This window comes from Chloroflexota bacterium (genome assembly GCA_026706485.1).
Taxonomy (GTDB): domain Bacteria; phylum Chloroflexota; class UBA11872; order UBA11872; family UBA11872; genus JAJECS01.
Map to the genome: position 1 here is coordinate 124,620 of JAPOYR010000008.1, position 23,491 is coordinate 148,110.

The 23,491-nt window shown below is 68.1% G+C and carries 18 protein-coding genes; 11 read left to right on the forward strand and 7 right to left on the reverse strand.

Features of this window, described 5'->3' with window-relative positions; translation table 11 throughout:
* Window positions 1-35 precede the first annotated feature (35 nt).
* Entirely contained in the window at window positions 36-1,190 is a 1,155-nt protein-coding gene (locus OXG79_06595; protein ID MCY3783438.1) for a KamA family radical SAM protein, read from the reverse strand.
* 481 nt (window positions 1,191-1,671) lie between these two features.
* On the opposite strand from OXG79_06595, the gene sufC reads away from it, so the two are divergent.
* The 8 genes from sufC (at window position 1,672) to OXG79_06635 (ending at window position 10,509) form a co-directional block, all read left to right on the forward strand.
* Window positions 1,672-2,436: a Fe-S cluster assembly ATPase SufC gene (gene sufC, locus OXG79_06600; GenBank protein MCY3783439.1), complete on the forward strand. Its 765-nt coding sequence runs from the start codon at window positions 1,672-1,674 to the stop codon at window positions 2,434-2,436.
* Window positions 2,437-2,439: 3 nt separating this feature from the next.
* The gene (gene sufB, locus OXG79_06605; protein ID MCY3783440.1) at window positions 2,440-3,843 is read left to right on the forward strand and encodes a Fe-S cluster assembly protein SufB; all 1,404 of its coding nucleotides are present in this window, start codon (window positions 2,440-2,442) and stop codon (window positions 3,841-3,843) included.
* Window positions 3,844-3,903: 60 nt separating this feature from the next.
* Window positions 3,904-5,229: a Fe-S cluster assembly protein SufD gene (gene sufD / locus OXG79_06610; GenBank protein MCY3783441.1), complete on the forward strand. Its 1,326-nt coding sequence runs from the start codon at window positions 3,904-3,906 to the stop codon at window positions 5,227-5,229.
* Between the two features lie 3 nt (window positions 5,230-5,232).
* Window positions 5,233-5,574, forward strand: a complete 342-nt coding sequence (locus OXG79_06615; GenBank protein MCY3783442.1) for a non-heme iron oxygenase ferredoxin subunit — start codon at window positions 5,233-5,235, stop codon at window positions 5,572-5,574.
* Window positions 5,575-5,577: 3 nt separating this feature from the next.
* Entirely contained in the window at window positions 5,578-6,855 is a 1,278-nt protein-coding gene (locus OXG79_06620) for a cysteine desulfurase (protein MCY3783443.1), read from the forward strand.
* A 1-nt stretch (window position 6,856) separates the two neighbouring features.
* The gene (locus tag OXG79_06625) at window positions 6,857-7,321 is read left to right on the forward strand and encodes an SUF system NifU family Fe-S cluster assembly protein (protein MCY3783444.1); all 465 of its coding nucleotides are present in this window, start codon (window positions 6,857-6,859) and stop codon (window positions 7,319-7,321) included.
* Between the two features lie 191 nt (window positions 7,322-7,512).
* Window positions 7,513-8,499, forward strand: coding sequence for a class II fructose-bisphosphatase (gene glpX, locus OXG79_06630; GenBank protein MCY3783445.1), 987 nt, complete (start codon window positions 7,513-7,515; stop codon window positions 8,497-8,499).
* Window positions 8,500-8,736: 237 nt separating this feature from the next.
* A complete protein-coding gene (locus OXG79_06635) occupies window positions 8,737-10,509 on the forward strand; it encodes a family 10 glycosylhydrolase (protein ID MCY3783446.1) in 1,773 nt (590 codons plus the stop codon).
* Between the two features lie 475 nt (window positions 10,510-10,984).
* On the opposite strand, the gene OXG79_06640 is transcribed toward OXG79_06635, so the two are convergent.
* Window positions 10,985-11,335, reverse strand: a complete 351-nt coding sequence (locus tag OXG79_06640; protein ID MCY3783447.1) for a cupin domain-containing protein — start codon at window positions 11,333-11,335, stop codon at window positions 10,985-10,987.
* A 260-nt stretch (window positions 11,336-11,595) separates the two neighbouring features.
* Here OXG79_06640 and OXG79_06645 point away from each other — a divergent pair, with 260 nt between their 5' ends.
* Window positions 11,596-12,870, forward strand: a complete 1,275-nt coding sequence (locus OXG79_06645; GenBank protein ID MCY3783448.1) for a hypothetical protein — start codon at window positions 11,596-11,598, stop codon at window positions 12,868-12,870.
* A gap of 303 nt (window positions 12,871-13,173) precedes the next feature.
* On the opposite strand, the gene OXG79_06650 is transcribed toward OXG79_06645, so the two are convergent.
* Window positions 13,174-13,875, reverse strand: a complete 702-nt coding sequence (locus tag OXG79_06650) for a bifunctional precorrin-2 dehydrogenase/sirohydrochlorin ferrochelatase (protein MCY3783449.1) — start codon at window positions 13,873-13,875, stop codon at window positions 13,174-13,176.
* Window positions 13,876-14,141: 266 nt separating this feature from the next.
* Between OXG79_06650 and OXG79_06655 the strand changes: the two genes are divergently transcribed.
* Window positions 14,142-15,350 (forward strand): MFS transporter, encoded by a 1,209-nt coding sequence (locus OXG79_06655; GenBank protein MCY3783450.1) that lies wholly within the window; start codon window positions 14,142-14,144, stop codon window positions 15,348-15,350.
* A 106-nt stretch (window positions 15,351-15,456) separates the two neighbouring features.
* Here the strand turns inward: OXG79_06655 and OXG79_06660 are convergent, their stop codons facing one another.
* The gene (locus tag OXG79_06660; GenBank protein MCY3783451.1) at window positions 15,457-17,118 is read right to left on the reverse strand and encodes a hypothetical protein; all 1,662 of its coding nucleotides are present in this window, start codon (window positions 17,116-17,118) and stop codon (window positions 15,457-15,459) included.
* A 164-nt stretch (window positions 17,119-17,282) separates the two neighbouring features.
* Here OXG79_06660 and OXG79_06665 point away from each other — a divergent pair, with 164 nt between their 5' ends.
* On the forward strand, window positions 17,283-17,456 hold the full coding sequence (locus OXG79_06665) for a hypothetical protein (protein ID MCY3783452.1): 174 nt from the start codon (window positions 17,283-17,285) through the stop codon (window positions 17,454-17,456).
* Window positions 17,457-18,039: 583 nt separating this feature from the next.
* Here OXG79_06665 and OXG79_06670 read toward each other — a convergent pair.
* The 3 genes from OXG79_06670 to uvrA all read right to left on the reverse strand — a co-directional run bounded on the left by OXG79_06670 (window position 18,040) and on the right by uvrA (window position 23,202).
* A complete protein-coding gene (locus OXG79_06670; protein ID MCY3783453.1) occupies window positions 18,040-18,669 on the reverse strand; it encodes a hypothetical protein in 630 nt (209 codons plus the stop codon).
* Window positions 18,670-18,986: 317 nt separating this feature from the next.
* Window positions 18,987-19,817, reverse strand: coding sequence for a glucose 1-dehydrogenase (locus tag OXG79_06675; protein ID MCY3783454.1), 831 nt, complete (start codon window positions 19,815-19,817; stop codon window positions 18,987-18,989).
* Between the two features lie 490 nt (window positions 19,818-20,307).
* On the reverse strand, window positions 20,308-23,202 hold the full coding sequence (gene uvrA / locus OXG79_06680) for an excinuclease ABC subunit UvrA (GenBank protein MCY3783455.1): 2,895 nt from the start codon (window positions 23,200-23,202) through the stop codon (window positions 20,308-20,310).
* Window positions 23,203-23,491: the final 289 nt, after the last annotated feature.

The following is a 23,491-nucleotide window of genomic DNA, read 5'->3' on the forward strand; positions in this document are numbered from 1 at the left end:
CGGATGGCGTCGTCACGCCCGCGACGGCAGGTCGCCTAGTCGTAGATCGGGTACGCGCGCGAGACCTCGGGGTCGCCGTTGCCGCCGGCCGCGTCGCCGTCCGCGTGGTCCCGCGAGTAGCCGTGCGCGGGGTACTCGTAGACGTCGCCCTCGAAGTTGCGCAGCGTGATGGCGTCGTCGGTGAGCCGCACGATGCGATCGGGAGTGACGGGAATCTTGCCGCCGCCGCCAGGAGCGTCGATGACGTAGGTGGGCACGCCGAAACCGGTGGTGTGCCCCTGCAGCGACTCGATGATCTCGAGCCCCTTCTGCACCGAGGTCCGAAAGTAGTCGGTGCCCTTCACGAGATCGGCCTGGTAGATGTAGTAGGGCTTGACGCGGGCCTTGAGCAGCGCGTGCATGAGCTCCTTCATCACCTCGGGATCGTCGTTGACGCCGCGCAGCAGCACCGTCTGGCAACCCACGGGAATGCCGTGATCGACCAGCAAGCCGCAGGCGCGCACGGCCTCGGGCGTGAGCTCACGCGGGTGATTGAAGTGCGTGTTGAGGTAGAACGGGTGGTACTTGGCCAGCATCTCGCAGAGTTCGGGCGTGATGCGCTCGGGATTCACGCACGGGATCTTGCTGCCGATGCGGATGAGCTCCACGTGTGGAATCGCGCGCAAACGGCTGACGATCCATTCGAGCGCCGAGTCGGTGAGGGTGAGGGGATCACCGCCGCTGAGCAGGACGTCGCGGATCTCCTGGTGCTCGGCGATGTAGTCGATGGCGCGCTGCAGCTCCTCGGGCCGGGGCACCGGGTTCTTGCCCACCTTGCGCTTGCGGGTGCAGAAGCGGCAGTACATGGCGCAGGTGTGCGTGACGACGAATAGGACGCGGTCGGGATAGCGGTGCGTGAGGTGAGGCACCGGCATGTCGTCTTCCTCGTCGAGCGGGTCGTCCTCCAGGAAGTTGGGGTTCTCGAACTCCCGCGCGTCCGGCATTTGCTGCAGGAAGATGGGGTCGCTGGCGTCCCACTTCTCGATCAGGCTGAGGTAATAGGGCGTGGTGAAGAAGGGGTATTCCTCATCGATGGCCTCGAGCTGCTGGTACTGCTCTTCGGTGAGGCCCGGAATCTCACGGACGTCCCGCACGCCCTTGGCCAGCTGCTCCTGCCACTCGGCGCGGGGTCGGGTTCGCTGGTGTGCCATGGCTCCTCTGGGCGCGCGCGCCGCGCCGGCCACCTGCGGCCGCCGTCGCCGTTCGCGTACCGGCCCAAGCCTACGAAACCACGGTGGAGGGTGGGTAGTGGGCCCATGGCAGGGGCTCAACGCGGGCGGGTTTGAAACTCGCCCCTACGCCGACCATGCAGCACGCGACCGGCTTCGACTCGACTGGATTCCGGCTGTCACCGGAATGACGGAGGGCGACGGGTCTGAGGAGGCTACGGGCGCTGTAGTCGATGGCTAGCCCCTTAGATTCCTCGCTCCGCTCGGAATGACAATTCGCGAGGGAAGGCATTCAGTCGTCAGTTGCCTGGGCTTTTTCGCAGAGTTTCCTGTCAATATTTGCGGGCGAACGGTACGCGGTGATAGCTTCGATTAGGTGGCTCCGGGTGTTGTGCGCCCTGATTTAGCCGACGCCCCGGAGCCGGAGAGGATCTCTTCACGCTGAGACGACCGAGGCTGCAACATGCATAACGGCAGCGGCGCGGACGCGCTTGTCATCCAAGACTTGCACGTCAGCGTGGACGGCATGCCGATTCTCAAGGGCATCGACTTGCACGTACCCAAGGGCGAGGTGCATGCGCTTATGGGGCCGAACGGCTCGGGCAAGAGCACCCTGGCGAACACGCTGATGGGCCACCCCGCCTTCGAGGTGACGGGCGGCAGCGTGACGTTCAAGGGCCAGGACATCCTGGAACTGGCCACCGACGAGCGCGCGCGCCTGGGCATGTTCATGGCCTTCCAATACCCGTCCGAGATCACCGGCGTGCGCGTGTCCAACTTCCTGCGCATGGCGCTCAACGCGCAGCGCGAGGAAGAAATATCGGCCATGGAGTTTCGCCGGCTGATGATGGAGAAGATGCGGCTGCTGCGCATGGACATGAAGTTCGCCAGCCGCTACCTGAACGAGGGCTTCTCCGGCGGCGAGAAAAAGCGCAACGAGATTCTGCAAATGGCGGTCTTGCAGCCGGATCTCGCGATTCTCGACGAGACGGACTCGGGCCTGGACATCGACGCCCTGCGCATCGTGGCCGATGGGGTCAACACGCTGCGCAGCGCGGACATGGCCACCCTGGTCATCACGCACTACCAGCGGCTGCTGAACTACATCGTGCCGGACGTGGTGCACGTGCTGATCGACGGGCGCATCGCGCGCACCGGCGACAAGCAGCTCGCGCTGAAGCTTGACGAGAGCGGCTACGAGGCCATGACGGCGGCACAGGAGGCATAGCGAATGGCGGTGAAGTCGGCGGACATTGGACTCGATAGCTACAAGTTCGGGTTCCACGACGACATCAAGCCGGTATACAAGTCGCCCAAGGGGCTCAGCGCCGACATCGTGCGCGAGATCTCCCGCCAGAAGGACGAGCCGGAGTGGATGCTCGAGTTCCGGCTGGAGTCACTGCGGCAGTTCGAGCGCAAGCCCGTGCCGACCTGGGGCGCCGACCTGTCACGCATCGACTTCGACGACATCTACTACTACATCCGCCCCCAAGACCGGCAGGCGCGCAGCTGGGACGACGTGCCGGACGACATCAAGAACACGTTCGACCGCCTGGGCATTCCCGAGGCGGAGCGCAAGTTCCTGGCCGGCGTGGGCGCGCAGTACGACTCGGAAGTCGTCTACCACAGCATCCGCGAGGACCTGGAGCGCGAGGGCGTGGTGTTCCTCGACATGGACTCCGGGCTGCGCGAGCACCCGGACATCGTGCGCGAGTATTTCGGCACGATCATCCCCAACGGCGACAACAAGTTCGCCGCGCTCAACAGCGCGGTGTGGAGCGGCGGGAGCTTCGTCTACGTCCCCGAGGGCGTGAAGGTCGAGGTGCCGCTGCAGGCCTATTTCCGCATCAACGCGGAGAACATGGGGCAGTTCGAGCGCACGCTGATCGTCGTGGAGCCCGGGGCCTACGTGCATTACGTGGAGGGCTGCACGGCGCCGATCTACGCCACGGACTCGCTGCACTCGGCAGTGGTGGAGATCGTTGTCAAGGAAGGGGCGCGCTGCCGCTATACGACGATCCAGAACTGGTCGACCGACGTCTTCAACCTGGTGACGAAGCGCGCGGTGGCCTACCGCGACGCCACGATGGAGTGGATCGACGGCAACCTGGGCAGCAAGGTCACTATGAAGTATCCGGCGGTCTACCTGATGGAGCCGGGCGCGCATGGCGAGGTGCTGTCCATCGCCTTCGCGAGCGAGGGGCAGCACCAGGACGCCGGGGCGAAGATGGTGCACGCCGCGCCGGATACCTCGTCGATCATCACGTCCAAGTCGATCAGTCGGGCCGGCGGCCGCGCCGGCTATCGCGGGCACGTGAGCGTGCTGCCGGGCGCGGAGCGCTCGAAGTCAAACGTGGTCTGCGACGCGCTGCTGTTCGACGACGAGTCGCGGTCGGACACCTATCCCTACATGGACATCGAGGAAAGCAACACCGCCGTGCAGCACGAGGCCACGGTGAGCAAGATCGGCGAGCAGCAGCTCTTCTACCTGATGAGCCGCGGGCTGACCGAAGAGCAGGCCATGGCGATGGTGGTGAGCGGCTTCATCGAGCCCATCGTGCGCGAGCTGCCGATGGAATACGCCGTGGAGATGAACCGCCTGATCGAGCTGCAAATGGAAGGCTCGATCGGATAGCCCGACTGGACCCGAGCAGGCTCAGTATCCGGGCCGGTGCCCAACGAAGGACGCTCGCGCATGGCGATTGACGCGCGGGCGCCCGGTCTGTCCCGTCAAGCGATCGACGAGGTTGCCGACGCAGGACAGGAGCCGGACTGGCTGCGGGCGCACCGCCGAGCCGCGTGGGACGTCTACGAGGCGACGCCGAACCCCGAACGCACCGACGAGGAGTGGCGGCGCACCGATTTGCGGTGGCTGCAATGGGAGTCGCTGACGCCGGCGCCGTCGCTGGACAGTCTTGACCGAGTGCCTGCAACGGTGCCCGCGGCAGCGCTGTCGCCGAGCGTCACCATGCTGGTGAGCGCCGCCGGCGCGCGCGTGATCGACATCAGCCCGGAGGCCCGTGAGGCGGGCGTGGTGGCGCTGGACCTGGCGGAGGCCGCGCGCACCCGGCCGGAGCTGGTGCGCGATCGGCTGAGCACCACCGCCGTCACGCCGGGGCAGGGCAAGTTCCAGGCCCTCAACGCCGCGCTGTGGCAGGGCGGCACCCTGGTGCACGTGCCGCGGGGCGCCGTGCTGGCGCAACCGATCCTGGTGGTTGTCTGCGACGACGCGGCGCTGCGGCAGCCGCACCTGCTGGCCTCGCTCGGCGAGGGCGCGCAGGCGGCGATCGTGGAGTGGTGGGCGGACGCCGCGAGCGACTCTCAGGCGCTCGTCAATGGGGCGACGGAGCTGTTCGCCGACGCCGGCTCACACCTCACCTACACGCACGTTCAGGGCCTGTCGTCCGGCACGCGGTCGATCCTGTCGCAGCGCGCCATGGTGCGCCGGGACGCCACGTTCACCGGCACCAACGTGACGGTCGGAGGACGGTTTCACAAGGCCCGAGTCGAGGCGAGCTTGACCGAGCCCGGCGCCAGTGTGGTGATGAACGGCGCGTTCAGACTTGGCGGCCGGCAATTCGTGGATCACCACACCACGCAGGGTCACCTGGCCACGGACGGCACCAGCGACCTGCTGTTCGCCGGCGTGCTCGACGGCCGGGCGCGCTCGGTGTACGCCGGCACCATCGTGGTGGACCCGAAGGCGCAACGCACCAACGCCTATCAGAACAATCGCAACCTGTTGCTGAACAGCGGCACGCGCGCGGACTCGATTCCACGGCTGGAAATCATGGCGGACGACGTGCGCTGCACCCACGGCGCGACCACGTCGACGCTGGAGCCGAGCCACCTGTACTACCTGTGCTCGCGCGGCCTCACCGAGGCGCATGCGCGAGAGCTGATCGTGGAGGGCTATTTCGAGGCAGTGCTGGACCGCGTGCCCCACGAGGGCGTACGCGACGTGCTGCGCGGGGTCCTGACCGCGCCCGCACCGACCCGTGACGGCGCGACGGGAATCTGAGGCGTGACCCAACCACCGGGCGCAGCGGGCGGCTACGTGGACGTCGGTCCGATCGACTCGATTCCCGCGGGCGCAAAGGGGGCGGTGGAGATCGACGGCGAGCCGGTGGGCCTGTACAACGTCGACGGCCAAATTTTCGCCATGGACGACCTGTGCACGCATGACGAGGCCTACTTGTCGGAGGGCGATTTCAATCCGTCGGCGGGCACGGTCCGTTGCCCGCGCCACAGCTCCCACTTCGACGTGCGCACCGGCCGGCCGCGCACCCTGCCGGCGATCCTGCCGGTGCAGGTGTACGAGACGAAAGTCGAGCAGGGCCGAATCCTGGTGTTGTTCGATACTTAGGACATGAGCACCTCGACCCGCGGCGCCGTCGCGCCAGCCGACCGGGCCGCCCCGCTCGACACCGTGACGCTGAGACGCGATTTCCCCATCCTGGCCCAAGCAGTGCGCGGCAAGCCGCTGGTCTACCTGGACAACGCCGCGACCTCGCAGAAGCCGCAGGTCGTGATCGAGGCCGTCCACGACTACTACACGACCACGAACGCGAACATCCACCGCGGCATCCACTACCTGAGCGAGAAGGGCACGGCGGCCTACGAGGACGCGCGGGTACGGATATCCACGTTCATCAATGCCCGGCGCCCGCACGAGGTGGTCTTCACGCGCGGCACGACGGACGGCATCAACATGGTGGCCCGCGCGTGGGGCGACGAGAACATCGCATCCGGCGACGAGATCCTGCTCACCGAGGTCGAGCACCACAGCAACCTGGTGCCCTGGCAGGCGCTGGCGAAGCGGCGCGGCGCGCGCCTGCGCTTCATCCCCACGGATGGCGCGGGCGTGATCGACCTGGACGCCTACGGCGGCATGCTGGGTCCGCAGACCAAGCTGGTGGCCGTGCACCACGTCTCCAACGTGCTCGGCGTGATTGCGCCGGTGGCCGAGATGGCCCGCCTGGCCCACGAGCACGGCGCGGTGATCGCCGTCGACGGGGCGCAGTCGGCGCCGCACATGCCAGTGGACGTGCAGGCGCTGGACGTGGACTTTCTGACGTTTTCCGGCCACAAGATGGCCGGCCCGACGGGCATCGGAATCCTGTACGGCAAGGAGGCCCTGCTGGACGCGATGGAGCCCGCGCACTTCGGCGGCAGCATGATCCGCATGGTGGAGCTGGAGTCGTCCACCTGGGCGGATCTGCCGGACAAGTTCGAGGGCGGCACCCCCAACATTGCCGGCGCGATCGGCCTGGGCGTTGCGGTGGACTACCTCAAACACGTGGGCATGGATGCGATCAACGCGCACTCGCGCCAGCTCGGGTCCTATGCGGTCAACGTGCTCAGCGACATGCCCGGCGTGACCGTCCATGGGCCGGACGCGGACGGGGAACGGGGCGGGGTCGTGTCGTTCACGGTGAATGACCTGCACCCGCATGACGTGGGGACGGTGCTCGACGGCGAAGGCATTGCCATCCGCGCCGGGCACCACTGCGCGCAGCCGCTGATGCGCAAGCTGGGCGTTCACGCCACCGCGCGCGCCAGCGTCTATCTCTACAACACAACGGACGAGATCGACCGGCTGGTCGAGGGCGTGGACAAGGCGCAGCGCTTCTTCGGCACGATCTGAGATGGCGCTGGACGACCTCTATCGCGAAGTGATCATGGATCACTACAAGCGCCCGCGGAACCGCGGCACGCTGGACGACGCGGACGTGGTGGTCGAAGGGGCCAATCCGCTCTGCGGCGACGAGGTCACGCTCTGGCTCGACATCGCGGACGGGACGGTGACCGACGTGCGCTTTGCCGGCCACGGGTGCTCCATCAGCCAGGCGTCGGCGTCGATCATGACGGAGGCGATCGAGGGTCGTCCGATTGGGGAGATTGGCGAAATCGTCCAGGCGCTGCGCGGCATGATGCTGGAGGGCGAGGAACCGGACGAGGACCTGCTGGGCGACGGCATCGCGCTGGAAGGCGTGCGGCAGTTTCCGGTGCGGATCAAGTGCGCGGTGCTGGGGTGGAACACGCTGCAGCTGGGGCTGAAGCAGTTCGTCGACTCCGGCGGCAAACCGGTCGAGGCGCACCATCGCGAGTAGCACAAGTGGCCGGGCTTGGGGATGACCGAGCGTATCCTCTCCGCCCCCAGGTTCAATGAGGGGTGGATTCCCGCCTTCGCGGGAATGACGGACTCACATTGGGCCTCTGCGGTGCATGGCATGAGGTGGAGAGTGACCATTCGCGTGGGCACAATTGGCCGCGCGAGCGCGCGGGGAGCAGCTGATTCGTGATCGCCGCTAATCGTCCGGCCGCCTCGGCCCTGGCCCGGGTGACGGAGGCCGGCGCGGTGGCCGCGGCCCGCGCCATGGGGCACGGCGACGGCAAACACGCCGACTCGCTGGCGGTGGACGCCATGCGCACGGCGCTCGACCAGGTCGGTCTGGCGGGACGCATCGTCATCGGCGAGGGCGAGCGCGATGAGGCGCCGATGCTCTTCATCGGCGAAACCGTCGGTCCCGAGACCGGCACACCGTTCGACATTGCGGTCGATCCGCTCGAAGGCACGAACCTGGTGGCCGGCGGCCTGCCGAACGCGGTCGCCACCATGGCCATCGCGGAGCGCGGCGGGCTGCTGAACGCGCCCGATACGTATATGGACAAGCTGATCGTCGGTCCGCCGGCGGCCGGCCGCGTGAGCCTGGACTACTCGGTTCACGAAAACTTGCAAATCATCGCCGATGTGCTGCGACGAGGAATCGCCGATCTGACCGTGGTGGTGCTGGATCGGCCGCGGCATGAGTCGCTGATCGAGGAAATTCGCACGGCCGGCGCGCGCATCAAGCTCATCAGCGACGGCGACCTCACGGCGGCGGTGTCGGTGGCCGTGGCGGGTACCGCCGACCACGCCGTGATGGGCATCGGCGGCGCGCCCGAAGGCGTGCTGGCCGCGGCGGCCCTGCGCTGCCTGGGCGGGGAAATTCAGGCGCGGTTCAAACCGCGGGACGAGGCGGACCGGGAGCGATTGGCGGGGATGGGAGTGGCCGACGCGGAGGAACGCATCTTCCTCACCGAGGACCTGGCAAGCGGCAAGCAAATCGCCGTGGCGATCACCGGCGTGACCGACGGCGACCTGCTGCGCGGCGTGCGCTTCTTCGGCGGCGGCGCGCGCACGCATTCACTGGTGATGGACTTGCCGACGTCGGTGATCCGCTTCGTGGACAGCATTCAGATTCTCGACCGCGCGAACCTCGGCCCGGTGCGTTTGGGTCCGACGTAGGTGCTGGGCATTCACCCTCGCCCCGCATCGCGATACGGAGGCGAGGGTGACGACATTCGCGTCGGCTGTGGCGTCCCCTCATCCCACCCTTCTCCCCAGGGGAGAAGGAGCCGGACCGGCGCTGGGACGGCCCTCGCCCGATATCCTCTCCCTTGACGAGGCGATTGCGCGAACGCGAATGGGCGGGTCTGAGACCCGCCCCTACATCGAGAATGCAGCGCCCGGAAGGAGTCCTCGATGTCTGAAGTGCCCAGGGACGGATTCATGGACCGGTGGCTGCGGGCGCCGGCGGACTATCGCTGCGACCTGGACCGCTGCCAGCCCTCCGATGCGATCGGCGCCAGCGCCGCACGGGGCCGCTGGCGGACGGTGTCGTACACGGCGGGCGACCTCGCCGGCACGCTGCTGATTGCGGGTCCGGAAACCGCCGCGCCGCCGATCAGCTATCCGCTCAACGCGCGGGGCTGGCACGCCATCTCCATCGGTTCGTACACGTTTCCGGACGCCACCATCCGGCTGGCGGTGCGGCTGAGCGGCGACTCGGCATTTTCAATTCTGCAGGTGCCGGAGCTGGAGCCCGGCTGGACCACGCACTCGGCCGACAACGAGGAGTTCACGGAGCTGTTTTGGACGGTCGCGGACCTGACGGACCAGCAGCTCGAGATTCGCCAGATCAACTGGCGGGTGACGCCGGGGGATGCGCCAGGGTCGGTGCAGGGATCGGACGCGACGATTGCTTATGTCAAGCTGGTGCCGCTGGCCGACGACGAGGTGCGCGCGCTGCAACTGGACCGCGACGACTCGATCCGCCGGCGCCTCTTCGCCCACAACGACGCCCACGGGCCGCACTGGTCCTATCGTCTGACGGAAGCCGACGAAATTCGGCGTGAGCTGGAGCCCTACCGGGACTCTGATTTCGGCCGCATCTACTGGGAATTCGCGGCGGGCGACCGCACCAACTACCTGAGCGCCATCGGCAAACCGGCGACGTGCGACACGGCGCAGGACTTTGGACGGCAGGGCGACCGCTTCGTGGCAGAAAGCTGGCGCATCTTCCGCGAGAAGGGCATCGATCCGCTGCGCATCGCTGTGGACCACGCGCACGACGTGGGACTGGAGCTGCACGCCAGTTATCGCGTCGCGGGGTTCCACGAGCCGCCGCCGCTGCCGGACCTGCACGACGCCTCGTACATCGCCGACCATCCCGAGCAGCGCGGCATGGACCGGCACGGCCGACCGACGCCGCGCATCTCCTACAGCCATCCCGCGGCGCGCCAGTACGTCCTGAGCCTGTTTCGGGAAGTCGCCGCCTACGGCGTCGATGGCGTGTGCGTGTTCTACAACCGGCGCATGCCGGTGCTGGAATATGAGACGCCGCTGGTGGACGGGTTCCTGGAACGCCATGGACAGGACCCGCGCCGGCTCGATCCGCGCGATCCCTGCTGGCTGGCCTTTCGCGCCGAGACGCTGACGCTCTTCATGCGCGAGCTGCGGGCAACGCTGGACGAGGAGGCGGCGCGGCTGGGTCGCACGACCCGAATCGCCGTGTCGGCCATCGTGACGGGCTTCGAAGACGAGAACCTGTTCTATGGCATCGACGCGCCGGCCTGGGTGCGCGAAGGCCTGGTGGACACGCTGATTCCCTACTCGTCGCACCCGGCGTGGGGCAGCACGCAGCAGTCGTGGACGGATCCGGCGGACATCCAGCCGTGGGTGCGCCTGACGCAAGACACGGGCACGCGGCTGGCGCCGAACGTGATGCCGCGCGGGCTGGCCTCGGCCGACTACCGGCGGCGCGCCAGCGGGCTGTACGACGCCGGCGTGGAGAACCTGTACTTCTGGGACACGAGTCCCTACAAGCCGGGCTCGTGGGAAGGGCTGCGTCGCCTGGGGCACGTGGACGAGATTCGCGCCTGGCGCGCGGCCGGCGAGCCCGAATTGGCGCCGACCACCATCCGCATCCGCGAGTTGGACGGCTGGAGCTTCGAGACGTACGGGACGGGAGAGTAGGTGGCGGAGGTCAGGTTCTGCCCAACGACCGAATCCGGTCTGGTCCTTGGGTCGGACTTCCGTTTCTGGGGTTCGATGCCTGACAAGCGCTGCGGCTCGGCTGCTGGATTCCCGCTCTCGCAAACCTTGACAAGACCTGGCCAAGATTGGGGATGGTCGGGCGCATCCCTTCCGCCCCCAGTTTCAATGATGGGTGGATTCCCGCCTTCGCGGGAATGACGAACTTGCCTCGCCCGGTGGCCCATGCTGTGCGCAGCATGGGAGATTCACCTGGGAGCAGTCCCACGCTGCACGCAGCGCGGGCCACCGAAGCGCCCTGATTGTCCTTTCGTGCGGAGCGAGAAACCTAGGGGGTGGGGAATCAGCGCGGCGGCCTTGGACTCCTCACTGCGTCCGGAATGACAGGGAGGGGCGTTCTAGGTGACAGGTTCGGGGTGACGGGATTCACGTCACCCGCTTGACGGCCCGGACGTGTCTACAGCATCTCCGTCCAGGGGTCGAGCGCGGGGTACATGTAGACGCAGTGCAGCGTCTCGCCGTCGCCGGTGCGGAAGCCGTGGGGGGTCCATGCCGGCGCCAGGAGGAAGTCACCGGCCGCCACCGTGTGCTCCTCGTCCCGAATCAGCAGCGTGCCGGTCCCTTCGACGACGTAGAAGCCTTCCTCGATGCGGTGGCGGTGCACCGGCAACTCGCTGTTTGGGCGCAGGAGGAAGGCGCCGGCGGTGAGCGCGCCGGACTCGGCTTCGGCGTTGAGCGCCTCGCAGGCCTCGAGCCCGGGCATGTCGGTCGGTGCGAGTGGCTTGGATTCCGCGCGGATGATGGTCATGAGTGTCTCCGTGGGCTGCTGTCCGGATACGATAACCGGCCTGCCGGAGGCCCTTTGCTAGACTCCCCGCGGCTGCCGCGGAACGCTGGCCGCACGGCGCAACGGCGCCAACGCGTGAGACGCACCTGCTGAACACTCACACGCCCTCTCTCCAAGAACGAGCGCTCTATCTCGGCAGCGACGTGCCGAGCGTCCGACCCGATGCGCCAGGCGTCCCGTGGCGCGTCACGCCTGAGCCTTTCCCGCTGCGGCCGGAAACCGTGGCGCGGCTGCGCGTGCTGGGTCACGACCTGCTGGCGTTCTACCAGGCGGTCAACCGCCTGTATCTGAGCGCGGCGCGAGGCCGGCAGCCGCCGTGGGTGCTGCGCTTGCTCAACCAGGGCAAGCCGGAGCGTGTGCGAGAGTTGGGCCAGCTGCGGCGGATGCGGTCGCAGTTGCCGCGAATCATCCGGCCCGACCTGATGGCGGGCGACGACGGCACGCTGCGGGCGACGGAGCTGGACTCGGTGCCGGGGGGATTCGGCACGCTGGCGGCCCTGACCCGGCGCTATGCCGACCTGGGATTCGATCCGGTGGGCGGCGCCGAGGGCATTCCGCACGCGCTGGCGGCCATGTTCCGCGAGGTGGCCGAGGGCGACGACCCGACGGTGGCCATCGTGGTAGCGGACGAGTCCGAGGACTACCGCAGCGAGATGATCTCGATTGCGGGCGACCTGCAGGACCTCGGGCTCGATGCGCATGCGGTGCATCCGCGCGACCTCTCGCTGCAAGGCGACGCGCTGTGCTTCGGCGACGACGCGCGGCGCGTGGACGTGGTGTACCGCTTCCTGGAGCTCCACGACTTGCCCAACATCCCGAAAATCGATCTGCTGATCTACGCCATGAAGCAGCGGCTGGCCGTGGTCACGCCGCCGTTCAAGGCCTACCTGGAGGAGAAGCTGCTGCTGGCGCTGTTCCGGCATGCGGCCTTGCAGGACTTTTGGCGGGGTGAGCTGGGCCGGGACGTGATGGATCGCCTGGGCGTGGCGCTGGCGCCGACCTGGGTGCTCGATCCGGCGCCGCTGCCGCCGTTTGCCGCGATCGATCCGGCGCTGGAGACCGCGGGGCGGCAGGTGCGGACCTGGGACGAGCTGCCGGGGCTGACCCAGCGGCAACGACGGCTGGTGATCAAGCCTTCCGGGTTCTCGGAGCTGGCCTGGGGCGCGCGCGGGGTCACGGTGGGACACGACGTGTCGGCCGACGACTGGGAACAGGCCGTCCGGCAGGCGCTGGAGAGCTTCCCGACCAGCCTCTATGTCATCCAGCCCTACCACGAGAGCCGCCGGGTGCGGGTGCCGTATTTCGATCCTGAGACGGATGAAGTGCGCGAGATGAACGGGCGCACGCGAATTTCGCCGTTCTACATCGTGGCGAACGACGACGTGACGCTGGCGGGCGTGCTGGTGACGGTGGTGCCGGCGGCGAACAAGGTCATCCACGGCACGCCGGAGTCGGTGCTGGCGCCGGCGGTGGTGTCGGATGAGGCGGTGGTCTGAAGGGCCTGTCAGGCAGGCCATAGGCGGGTGGGGGCGGTTCGTGAACCGCCTCTACAGTGGCGGCGATGGTCGTCCGGCGGTAAGGGCGGGTTTGAAACCCGCACCTACGCGGCGGCCGTGAGCGCCGGCACATCGGGAGGTGGGCGGAACCCCTCACCCGACCCTCTCCCCGTGGGAGAGGGGGCCGGACCGCGGTCGGGAAGGCCGCTAGCCGCAAGGCGAAGGGCGCCCGCAAGGGGCGTCCCTACAGGGCAGGGAGAGGGGGTCGCCCCCCGGCGGAAAATCGACGCCGGGCGGCGCCGACTAGCTAGCCGAGTCGTCGGCCTGGTGGCGGGCGATGGCGGCGTCGACGAGTTGGCCGGCGGCTTCGGGGCCGTCGCGTCGCAGGACCTTGTAGAGCCCCGCCGCGCGGAGCTCGCGCCAGAGTCGTTCGCGCGACCCGAAGCCGGATACCGCGCGGCGCACGCGCTCGCGCCAACGTACGTAGTGGTCCAGGTGGTCCTCGATATCCGAGCCCAGCACGTCGTCCAGGTGCTCGCGCAGGGTGGCGGTGAAGGCCGGGCTGCGTCCGCCGGTGCTGACGGACACCGCCACCGGGCCTCGGCGCACATAGCCGACGGCGAAGACATCGCAGGCTTCGGGGTCGTCGACGACGTTGACGATAGCTCCGCGGCTGCGCGCGTCATCGGCGACGGTTCGATCGTGGGCACGGTCGCCGGTGGCGATGATGACGAGCGCCTGACCGTCGAGGTGGGCTGGGTCGTAGGGCGTGCGCCGCAGTTCGGCCTGCCCTTCGTCGGCGAGGGCCTGGAGACCCTCATCGACTGCTTCTTCCGGCTCGATCAGCACGGTGGGATGGATGCCGAAGTCGGCGAGGTAGGCCGCCTTGTCAGCCGCCGCCGGGCCGCCGCCCACGACGAGCGCGGTGCGTCCTTGCATGTTGAGCACCATGGGCAGGTAGGCGCGTTGGCTCACCGGCAGCAACCGGCACGGAGACTTGGGCATAGCTCGGTCAGCAGAAGAGTTCGCGGCGAAATCCTGGATGCTTCGAGGTTGGATGTGGGGTGGATTCCCGCCTTCGCGGGAATGACGGAGGGGAAAGCGGAAATGACGGAGGGGAGCGAGGGGAAGACAGCCGACGTAGCACGGGTGCGCTTGGGCCGGAATGACGGAGAGGGACGCAGGCGTTGCCCGTGGGCTGCGACGGCCGCTGACTCGCTACGAACCATGTGTTGATCCTTCGGTTGCCGGGGCCTTGCTACCGTCACGCGATGCCAGCCAGCGAGCGCGTCGCGCCCGAGCCCGCCAGTCTACGCACTCGCGGCTTCGCGACCTTCGCGCTTGTGGCGGCGCTGGGCGTGGCGGGGTGGCTGCCGACGTCGTATTTCATGTCGCTGCTGGTGCGCGAACAGCTTGGCGGCGGCATCGCGGGGGCGGCGCTGGTGATCGGCACGATGCACCTGTCGCGGTCGATCGGCGCCACGGTCACGGGCCGCTGGGTGACGCGGCTCGAGAGCCGCGGGGTGCACGCGCTGGGTCTCGCCGGCATGACGGCGCTGATGGTGGTGCTGGTCGTCACGCCCGACGTTGGCTGGGTGATCGTAGCCGCCCCCGTAGCGGGCCTGGCCATGGCCTATTTCTGGACGGGACTGCAGACCTACGTCATCGAGATTGCGCCGGAGTCCCGGCGCGGGGCCGCCGTCGGCGCCATTGGGTTCGTGGTGGTCCTGGTCCCAGGCATCGCCGGCGTGGCGCAGGGCTTCGTGGCGGATGCCTTCGGCTTTCGCGTGTTTGCCATCGGGGCGGGAACGGCGCTTGCCGCCGCGCTGGCGCTGACGCTCGGGGCGTTGCCGCGGCCGACGCCGGTTCCGGCGCGGCAGTTGGCGCAAGGCATCAGCTTTGTGCGCCTGGTGCGCTTTCGGGGCGTTGCCGCGGTCATGGTCGTACGGCTCGCGTCGACGGTTGCCTATGCAGCCATGGTCTTGTTGGCCGGACCGCGAGTGGTGGAGGTCGGCGGCGACCTGCGGGCCGTGGGCGCCATGACACTGGTCGCGTCCGTCGGCGGCGCCGTGGCGCAACTGGCGATCGGACGGCTGTCGGACCGGCTGGGCCGGCGCGCCGTACTGGCCGGCACGCTGCTGTTGGCGGTTCCAGCGACGGCAGCGTTTGGGTTCGTGGGAAGCGTGCCCGGACTGCTGGTCGTCGCCACGGTCTGGGCGGTGGCGATGTGGGGTATCAACACCATGGCGGTGAGCCTGTGCGGCGACGTGGCGCCGGCGGGCTCGCTGAGCCGGGTGATGGTGCTGGACGGCACGGCGTTTTCGGCGGGCGCCGTCATTGGGGCGTCCGTGGTCTTTGCCACCGCGGCGGCGTCGCTTGCTGCCGCGCTATACGTGGGCGCGGCGGCCATGGTGGCGGGGCTGGCGGCGCTGCCGCTGGCGGCTCAGGGGCGAGAGGTTGGAGCTGCCGGGCGACGCTAGGCATTCCCACTTTTCGAATTCGCCGGAGCCGCCTCCCTCGCCGGAGCGGCCCGACCATTCAGACTGGTACACGCCATTCCGGGCGCACTCGACGACTCCGCGTCCGTTACGACCCGGGCGTCGGAGCCGGCGTCGGGATGGGGTCGCCGGGTGCCACGAACGTCACCGTCCACTCGGCGATCGGCGCCACATCGAGGGCGAGGTGAAGCGTCCCCATGGGGTGGTACGCCGATCCATCGTTCGCGACTCGTAGCTGGAAGCTCTCCGAAAAGTGGCGTGTGGCCTCGAAGAATGCCTGGAGGGGTCCGCCGGCGCCCTGCAAGACAATCAGGAGGAGCTTGACGGTGCATTGATCGTCGGGCTCTTCGCAGTTGAGGACGTTGTTCGAAACCTCCATGAGCATTGTCCAGGTGCCTTCGGCGAGTCTGAGCTCGCGCCTCCCCGGACCGGTCCCCGAGACAGTGAAGGTCTCACCACGCGCACCCGCAGGATCCACATGCGGGGTTGGGCCAGCGAAATCCTCGAAGGTCAGCGTCCACTGGGTCGTCGGCTCCGCCGAGACGACGATGCTCTGCGACCCGGCCGGAATGTCGCCCAGGTATCCGACCCACAAATACTCCTCGCCCATGAGCGAGGAGTCCTCGCCCACGCGACGCAGACTGGTCTCCTCCTCCAGGTCGATCGGAATCAGGGTGTCCTCGCTAAGTGGATCGTCGTCGTAGACCCGAACCCTCAAGTACCCGCTGGGACAAGGCTCGTCCCCGCACTCGGTTTCGATCAGCGCCTCGGCGCGCATTGTCCAGCGCCCCTCAGCGAGCGAGACATCGTGCCTCTCCCGGCCGGTGCCGGTCAGCGTGAACGACTCGCCGGCGGCGCCAGGCCCGGCGTCGGCCGCAGGCGGTGGGAGTTCGCCGGGCGCCACGAAGGACACCGTCCACTCGGCCTGCGCCGCCACGTCGATATGTATCACCAGCGGTCCGGTCGGGAAGTACCACTCCAGCCCGTCCGCGACGCGGAGATTGTCGTGGGTCCCCCTCCAGTCGCTCGCCGTATCGAAGAATTGGGCTCCGATAACACCGCTGAGGGGCCGCACGCTCACAAAAAAGTCCCGGGGAACACATGTGGCTGGGTCTTCACAGCGTTCGTTCCACGGGCGCCGCTCCGGGCCAGTGCCGGAACGGACAACGATCTCTCGGGGGGCAGCGGCGGGATCCGGCAACCGGAAGAGCGTGGGGCAGGGAAAGTCGCAGACGGTGTTGCTCGAAATGTCCAGGATCATGGTCCATGTGCCTTCGGCGAGCCACACCTCTCGCCTTGCCGGGCCGGTCCCGGAGAGGGCGAAGGACTCGCCGTCGGCGCCGGCGGGATCCGGGGGCGGGAAGGCTTCGTAGTCCTCGAAGGTCAGCGTCCAATGGACCGATGGCTCCACCGTGACGACAAGTCGCTGCGGGCCGGACTTCACCTGGCCGAGGCGCCCGACCCAGAGCAGCGTCGGATCCAGGTACCAAGCCTCGATATGCTCCCGACTCGACTTCGCCGACTCGTGGCGAAGCATCCAATGATCGATCGGGACGTAGGGGTCCCGGCGGTCAGGGTCGGTGTGTTCCATTTGAATGCTGACCTGCTCCAACGAACAGGGATCGGGCAGACAGTTCCGCTGATGCGATAGCTCCGCGGTGACCGACCAGCGCCCCTCGGCGAGCGAGATCTCGGGCGTCTCCGTTCCGGTCCCGGTGAGCGTGAAGGACTCGCCGTCGACGCCGGGCAAATCGGTCGAAATCGCAGTTGGCTCAGGGGTCGGTGAGGCGGTCGGCGTTGGCGTCGGAGCGGGCGTTGGGGTCGGCGTCGGCGCAGGCGTGGGGGTCGGCGTCGGGGCGGGCGTAGGAGTCGGCGTCGGGGCGGGCGTGGGAGTCGGCGTCGGAGCGGGCGTTGGTGTCGGCGTCGGGGCAGGTGTTGGGGTCGGCGTCGGGGCGGGCGTGGGAGTCGGCGTCGGGGCAGGTGTTGGGGTCGGCGTCGGTGTTGGGGCAAGCGTGGGAGTCGGGGTCGGGACGGGTGATGGCGTCGGGGCAGCCGTTGGCGTCGGTGTCGGAGCTGGTGTGGGAGTGAGCGACGGGGCAGGCGTTGGAGTCGGGGTCGCGGTCGGCTCTGGGGTGGGTGAGGCGGTCGGACTCGGCGTCGGGGAGGGCGTGGCGGTCGGGGAGGGAGCAGGGGTGATCGTCTCCCGAGGCACGTCCCCGCAGGCCGCGCCCGCGATAATGAGCGCCCCGAGGAACAGCCCGACGGGCAATGTCGTCCAGGGCTTGCGGGACGTCATGGCGCAGAGCCGAACTTGACGACGAACTGGGCTAGCGCTTCAGGCATGCTTGCCCCACAGCCCTCGAATCCGCTCTCCGATTGTCCCACCATCACCGCGGTTGCCTCGCCCGTTCCTTGCCGTCATCCCGTCGTGCCAGCCCTTAGCCGGCATCCAGGTCCGGGCTGTTGGTGGTTCATCCCTTGACGCGAGGACGAGCGCTCTAGATTTCTCGCTGCGCTCGAAATGACATGTGGCGACCGCGAAGTGACAGCTGAGGGCCGCCCATAGCTCCAGGGCCGAACAAGCCCCGGCTGGCGCGACTATTGGCCATGGTCTTGCCGGAACAGCAGCAGCGGAATTTGCAGACGTGCTGGGCTGGACGGTCAGCGCACATCAATCGCAGAACCCATCGATCCCGTCGAGCACCAGCGCCAAGTCAAATTCAAGGCTCTCCAGCATGTACACACCCTGTTCAAATTCGCCGATGTCTAGCCTGTCGAAGCCGTCCAAGAAGTGCTTCATGCTGTAGATCGTCCCGCGGGCCAGGCTCGTGGCCGAGTCATGAATCCCCGAGGAGCTTGGGATCGACTTCGGTGGGCTGAGGTCCAGGATCTTCTCTGCCTCGCCCTTGGCAACCGCCGCCACGGCAGCGAATTCGCGCATAAAACGGTCGGTGAAGACAATCTGCGGGTCATTCTCAAGGCGAATGAAAAGCCGTTGGAGATTGAATGTCGCCTCGTCGATGCCCGACACCGCATCGCCCAAGCCCCGCAGATAAACCGCCTCCACAGGTGTCGGGCAAGGCGCGGACGTTGGGTTCGGCGTCGGGGACCGTGTCAGGGGCGCTGCGGTGGTGGTCGGGGTCGCAGCCGGCTCTGGGGTCGGTGAGGCAGTCAGCGTCAGTGCCGTCGCCGTCGGGGCGGCTACGCGGGGCGGGGAAAGCTCCGGCTCCGCGGTCGCGTCCCCACAGGTCGCGCCGCCAGAGCCGAGAAGGACCGCGCCGAGGATCAGGCCGACGAGCACCGCCGCCGGGGGCTTGCGTAACCTCACGACGCGGAGCGGGGTGTGGCGAGGTCTTGGGCCAGCGCTTCAGGCATCCCCGCACCACGGCCCTCGAGCCCAACTCGGAATTGTCGCACCACCGCTGATCCCTCACCCTCGCCCGTGCCTCGCCGACACTCCATTGGATCGGACGCAAGCCAGTGTGCGGGTTGGGGCTACCGGTGCTTCATCCCTGGACGCGAGGTCGAGCGTCTTAGATTTCTCGCTGCGCTCGAAATGACAGGGAGGTGGCCGCCAATTGACACTTAGGCGGCGCGGTCTGCAGCGATCGGACGAACCTAGTAGGGCGGTTGCGTCTCCGGGTGGCGGCGCATGTAGTTGGCCTGCTGGACGCCGATGTTTTCCTGGAGCTGGATGGAGAGGCCGCCGTCGACGACGAGGGCGTGGCCGGTGACGAACGAGGCGTCGTCGGAGCAAAGGAAGGACACAGCCGAGCCGATTTCCTCGGGCTTGCCGGTGCGGCGAAGCGGGTACTGATCGGCGAACAGCTTCAGCCCGTCAGGATTGTCATCCCACATCACTCGCTGGATGTTTTCGGTGACCATGTGCCCGGGGCAGATGCTGTTGACCCGGATGTTGTCCGGGCCGTGCTGGATGGCCATCTGCTTGGTGACGCCGATGGCGGCGGACTTGCCGGCTTCGTAGACCAGGTAGTCCTTGGCCATGAGGAGGCCGTGGACCGAGGCGATGTTGACGATGTTGCCGCCGCCGACGCGGCGCATCTCGGGCACGGCGTACTTGGCGCCAAGGAAGAGGGCCTTGACCAGGAGCGACATGCCGAAGTCCCATTGCTCCTCGGTGACTTCCTCCACGCCGCCGGGCAGCGCCTCCATGGCGGGAAAGGCGTTGTTGACCAGGATGTCGAGACGGCCCCAGCGCTCGACGGCGTCCTGGACCATCTTCCGAATGTCGTCGTGGCGGGACACGTCGGAGTGGATCGCGGCGGCCGTGCCGCCCGCGGCCTCGATTTGCGCCACGTTGGACGCCGACAGCTCGTCGGCGATGTCCGCGATGAGCACGCGCTCGCCGTCGGCGGCCAGGCGGCGGGCAATGGCGCCGCCGATGCCGGTGGCGCCGCCGGTGACGATCGCTACACGGGGTTCAGCCATGGTCATGCTCCTGACTGTTGTTCCCGCGACCAGTGCCGAGTGCGCCGACGCGGGCGAATTGGCTTCGTTCGTGGTGAGCCCCTCGACTGGCTCGGGACAGGCTCTGTCGAACCACGTTCCCTCCGCGAACTCGACAGATGCCCTTCGACAAGCTCAGGGCGAACGGAGGGGCACCATCCCCGGCCGCGCCGTGGTCGGCCGGATTGACCCCCATCCTAACCTTCCCCCTTTCAGAGGGAAGGGACTGGACCCATTTCAGAGGGAAGGGACTGGACCCATTCCAGGGGGAAGGGACCGGACCGGCGGTCGAGCCTTCCTCCTTCGCTCAGGCTTTTGCCTAGCTCTGAACGGGCGGGTCTGAGACCCGCCCCTACCCCAATGACCCGGAACCGCTGGACGTGGCCGGACTGGATTCCGGCTTGCGCCGGAATGACGGAGGGGTTGCGCGAAGGCCTCACTCCAGGCGGAAGGGACCGGACCTGGACGCTTCCTAGCCTACGGCAGCCGGCTGCTTGGGGCGCGCGCGGTCGGCGCCATTCGACTGCGCGTCGTCGGATGCGATTCCGAGCACCCGCGCCAGGAATATGCCCGTGTAGCTGTCGGGGTCGGCGGCGACCTCTTCCGGGGTGCCGGCCACGACGAGCTCCCCGCCGCCGTCGCCGCCTTCCGGTCCCAGGTCGATGATCCAGTCGGCGCTCTTGACGACGTCCAGGTTGTGCTCGATGACGATGATGGTGTTGCCGGCGTCGACCAGCCGCTGCAGCACGGCAATCAGCCGCCGCGTGTCGGCGAAGTGCAGGCCGGTGGTGGGCTCGTCGAGGATGTAGAGCGTGCGTCCGGTGGCGCGCTTGGCCAGCTCGGATGAGAGCTTGACGCGCTGGGCCTCGCCGCCGGAGAGGGTGGTCGCGGGCTGGCCCAGGCGGATGTATCCCAGCCCCACGTCTACCAGCGTGCCCAGCTTGCGCTCGATGGCAGGGATGTTGGCGAAGAAGGCGTGGGCGTCCTGCACGGTCATGTCCAGGACCTCGGCGATGTTCTTGCCCTTGTAGTGGATCTCCAGCGCCTCGCGGTTGTAGCGCGCGCCGTGGCAAACCTCGCAGGTGACGTAGACGTCGGGCAGAAACTGCATTTCGATCTTGTTGAGACCCTGGCCCTGGCAGGCCTCGCAGCGCCCGCCCTTGACGTTGAAGGAGAAGCGCCCCGGCTTGTAGCCGCGCGCCCGCGCCTCGGGCACGGCGGCGAACAGCTCGCGGATCGGCGTGAAGGCGGCGGTGTAGGTGGCCGGATTGGAGCGCGGCGTGCGGCCGATGGGCGACTGGTCGATCTCGATGACCTTGTCCAGCGCCTCGGCGTTGCGGATGCGGCGGTGGGGCCCGGGCAGGTCGCGACTGCCCCAGATGCGCTGCGCCAGGGCGCGGTAGAGCACGTCGGTGATCAGGGTGCTCTTGCCGGAACCGGACACGCCGGTGACGCAGACGAAGGCGCCGAGCGGAATGCCGACGGTGAGGTCCTTGAGATTGTTGGCGCCGGCGCCCTCGACGTGGATGGTTTGGCCATTGCCGGAACGCCGACCGCGCGGGACCGGGATCGACTCGCGCCCGGCGAGATAGGCGCCGGTGAGCGACTGCTCCGAGCGCTCGATGCGTTCCACCGGGCCGTCGGCGACGACCTCGCCGCCGTGCTCCCCGGCGCCCGGTCCGAAGTCGATGACCCAGTCCGCCGACCGGATGGTCTCTTCGTCGTGCTCGACCACGAGCACGGTGTTGCCCAGGTCGCGCAGACCCAGCAGCGTCTGCACGAGGCGGCGGTTGTCGCGCTGGTGCAGGCCGATGCTCGGCTCGTCGAGGATGTAAAGCACGCCGACGAGGCTGGAGCCGATCTGGGTGGCCAGCCGAATGCGCTGGGCCTCGCCGCCGGAGAGCGTGTCCGCGGCGCGATCGAGGGTGAGGTATTCGAGGCCCACGGACTCCAGGAATCCCAGGCGCGCCCGCACCTCCTTGAGCACCTGGACGGCGATGGCGGCTTCGCGGGCGCTGAGCTCGAGGCCCTCGAAGAACCTGGCGGCGGCCTCCACGGTCTTTTCCGTGGCGTCGTGGATCGAGAGCCCGCCCACGGTCACGGCCAGGCTCTCGCGCTTGAGCCGCGCGCCCTGACAGGCGGGACACGTGCGGCGCGTCATGTAGCGCTCGATCTCGCCGCGTACATAGTCGGACTCGGTCTGCTGGTAGCGGCGACGCAGATTTGGCACCACGCCCTCGAACTCGAAGGTGTAGACCCGACGCCGGCCACGGCTGCCGACGTGCTCGACGGTCAGGGGCGTGAGGCTGCCGTAGAGCAGCACGTCGACGGCCTCGGAGCTGAGCTGCTCAATGGGCGTCGTCGCGGTGAAGCCGTATTTGGCGGCCAGGGCGTCCAGCACGGCGCGCGTCATGGACGGTCCGGTGCCGGAGGCGCGCGCCCAGGGGGCGATGGCGCCGCCGTCGATGGAGAGCTTGCGATTGGGGATCACCAGGCTCGGGTCGATTTCCAGCTTGGCGCCCAGGCCGTCGCACTCGGGACAGGCCCCATGCGGGGTGTTGAACGAAAACGACCGCGGCTCGAGCGTGGGAAAGCTCAGCCCATCGTCCACACAGGCCAGCGACTCGCTGAGCGTGAAGGCGTCGCCGTCCACCACTTGCAGCACGACCACGCCCTCGGCCAGCTTGAGGGCCGTCTCCAGCGAGTCGGCCAGCCGGGCCTGCACGTCGCGCCGCACGGCGAGGCGGTCGACCACGATCTCAATGTCGTGCCAGAGGTTGCGGTCCAGCGCCGGCACGTCGTCCAGGGCGTGAACCTCGCCGTTGACCCGCACGCGAGCGAAGCCGGCCTGCCGCGCGTCGTCGAACACGCCCTTGTGCTCGCCCTTGCGGTGCTTGACCACCGGCGCCAGGACGAGGAAGCGGGTGCCGTCGTCCCAGTCGAGGACGAAGTCCACCATCTCCTGGATCGTCTGCCGCGAAAGGACCTTTCCGCATTCGGGGCAGTGGGGCTGGCCCACGCGGGCATACAGCAGCCGCAGGTAGTCGTAGATCTCGGTGACCGTGCCCACCGTGGAGCGGGGATTGTGCGAGCGGGCCTTCTGGTCGATGGAGATGGCCGGCGAGAGACCCTCGATCTGGTCGACGTCGGGCTTTTCAAGCTGCCCCAGGAACTGCCGGGCATAGGCCGAGAGCGACTCCACGTAGCGCCGCTGGCCTTCGGCATAGAGGGTGTCGAAGGCGAGGCTGGACTTGCCGGAGCCGGAGATGCCCGAGATGACGACGAGCTTGTCGCGCGGGATCTCGACATCGATGTTCTTGAGGTTGTGCTCGCGCGCGCCGCGGACGACGATGGCGTTCTCGGGCATAACGGTCCAGCTTAAGCGATTTGGGGTTCGGCCGGTGGCGCTTGTCGCGCGCGGCCGGGGAAGCTCACCCGCGGCCGGCCCCACGCTGCACGCCGGGCTGGCCGCCGGAGATTCTCCATTTCTGTCATGTCGAGCTCAACAGTTGTCATTGCGAGCCTCCCCTTTGTCATTTCGAGCGAAGCGAGAAATCCAAGGGGCAGGGAGAAGGCACAACGTCCTTAGATTCCTCACTGCGTTCGGAATGACATTTGCTGCGTTCGGAGTGAAATTTGCAAGACGCAGGCGAGGA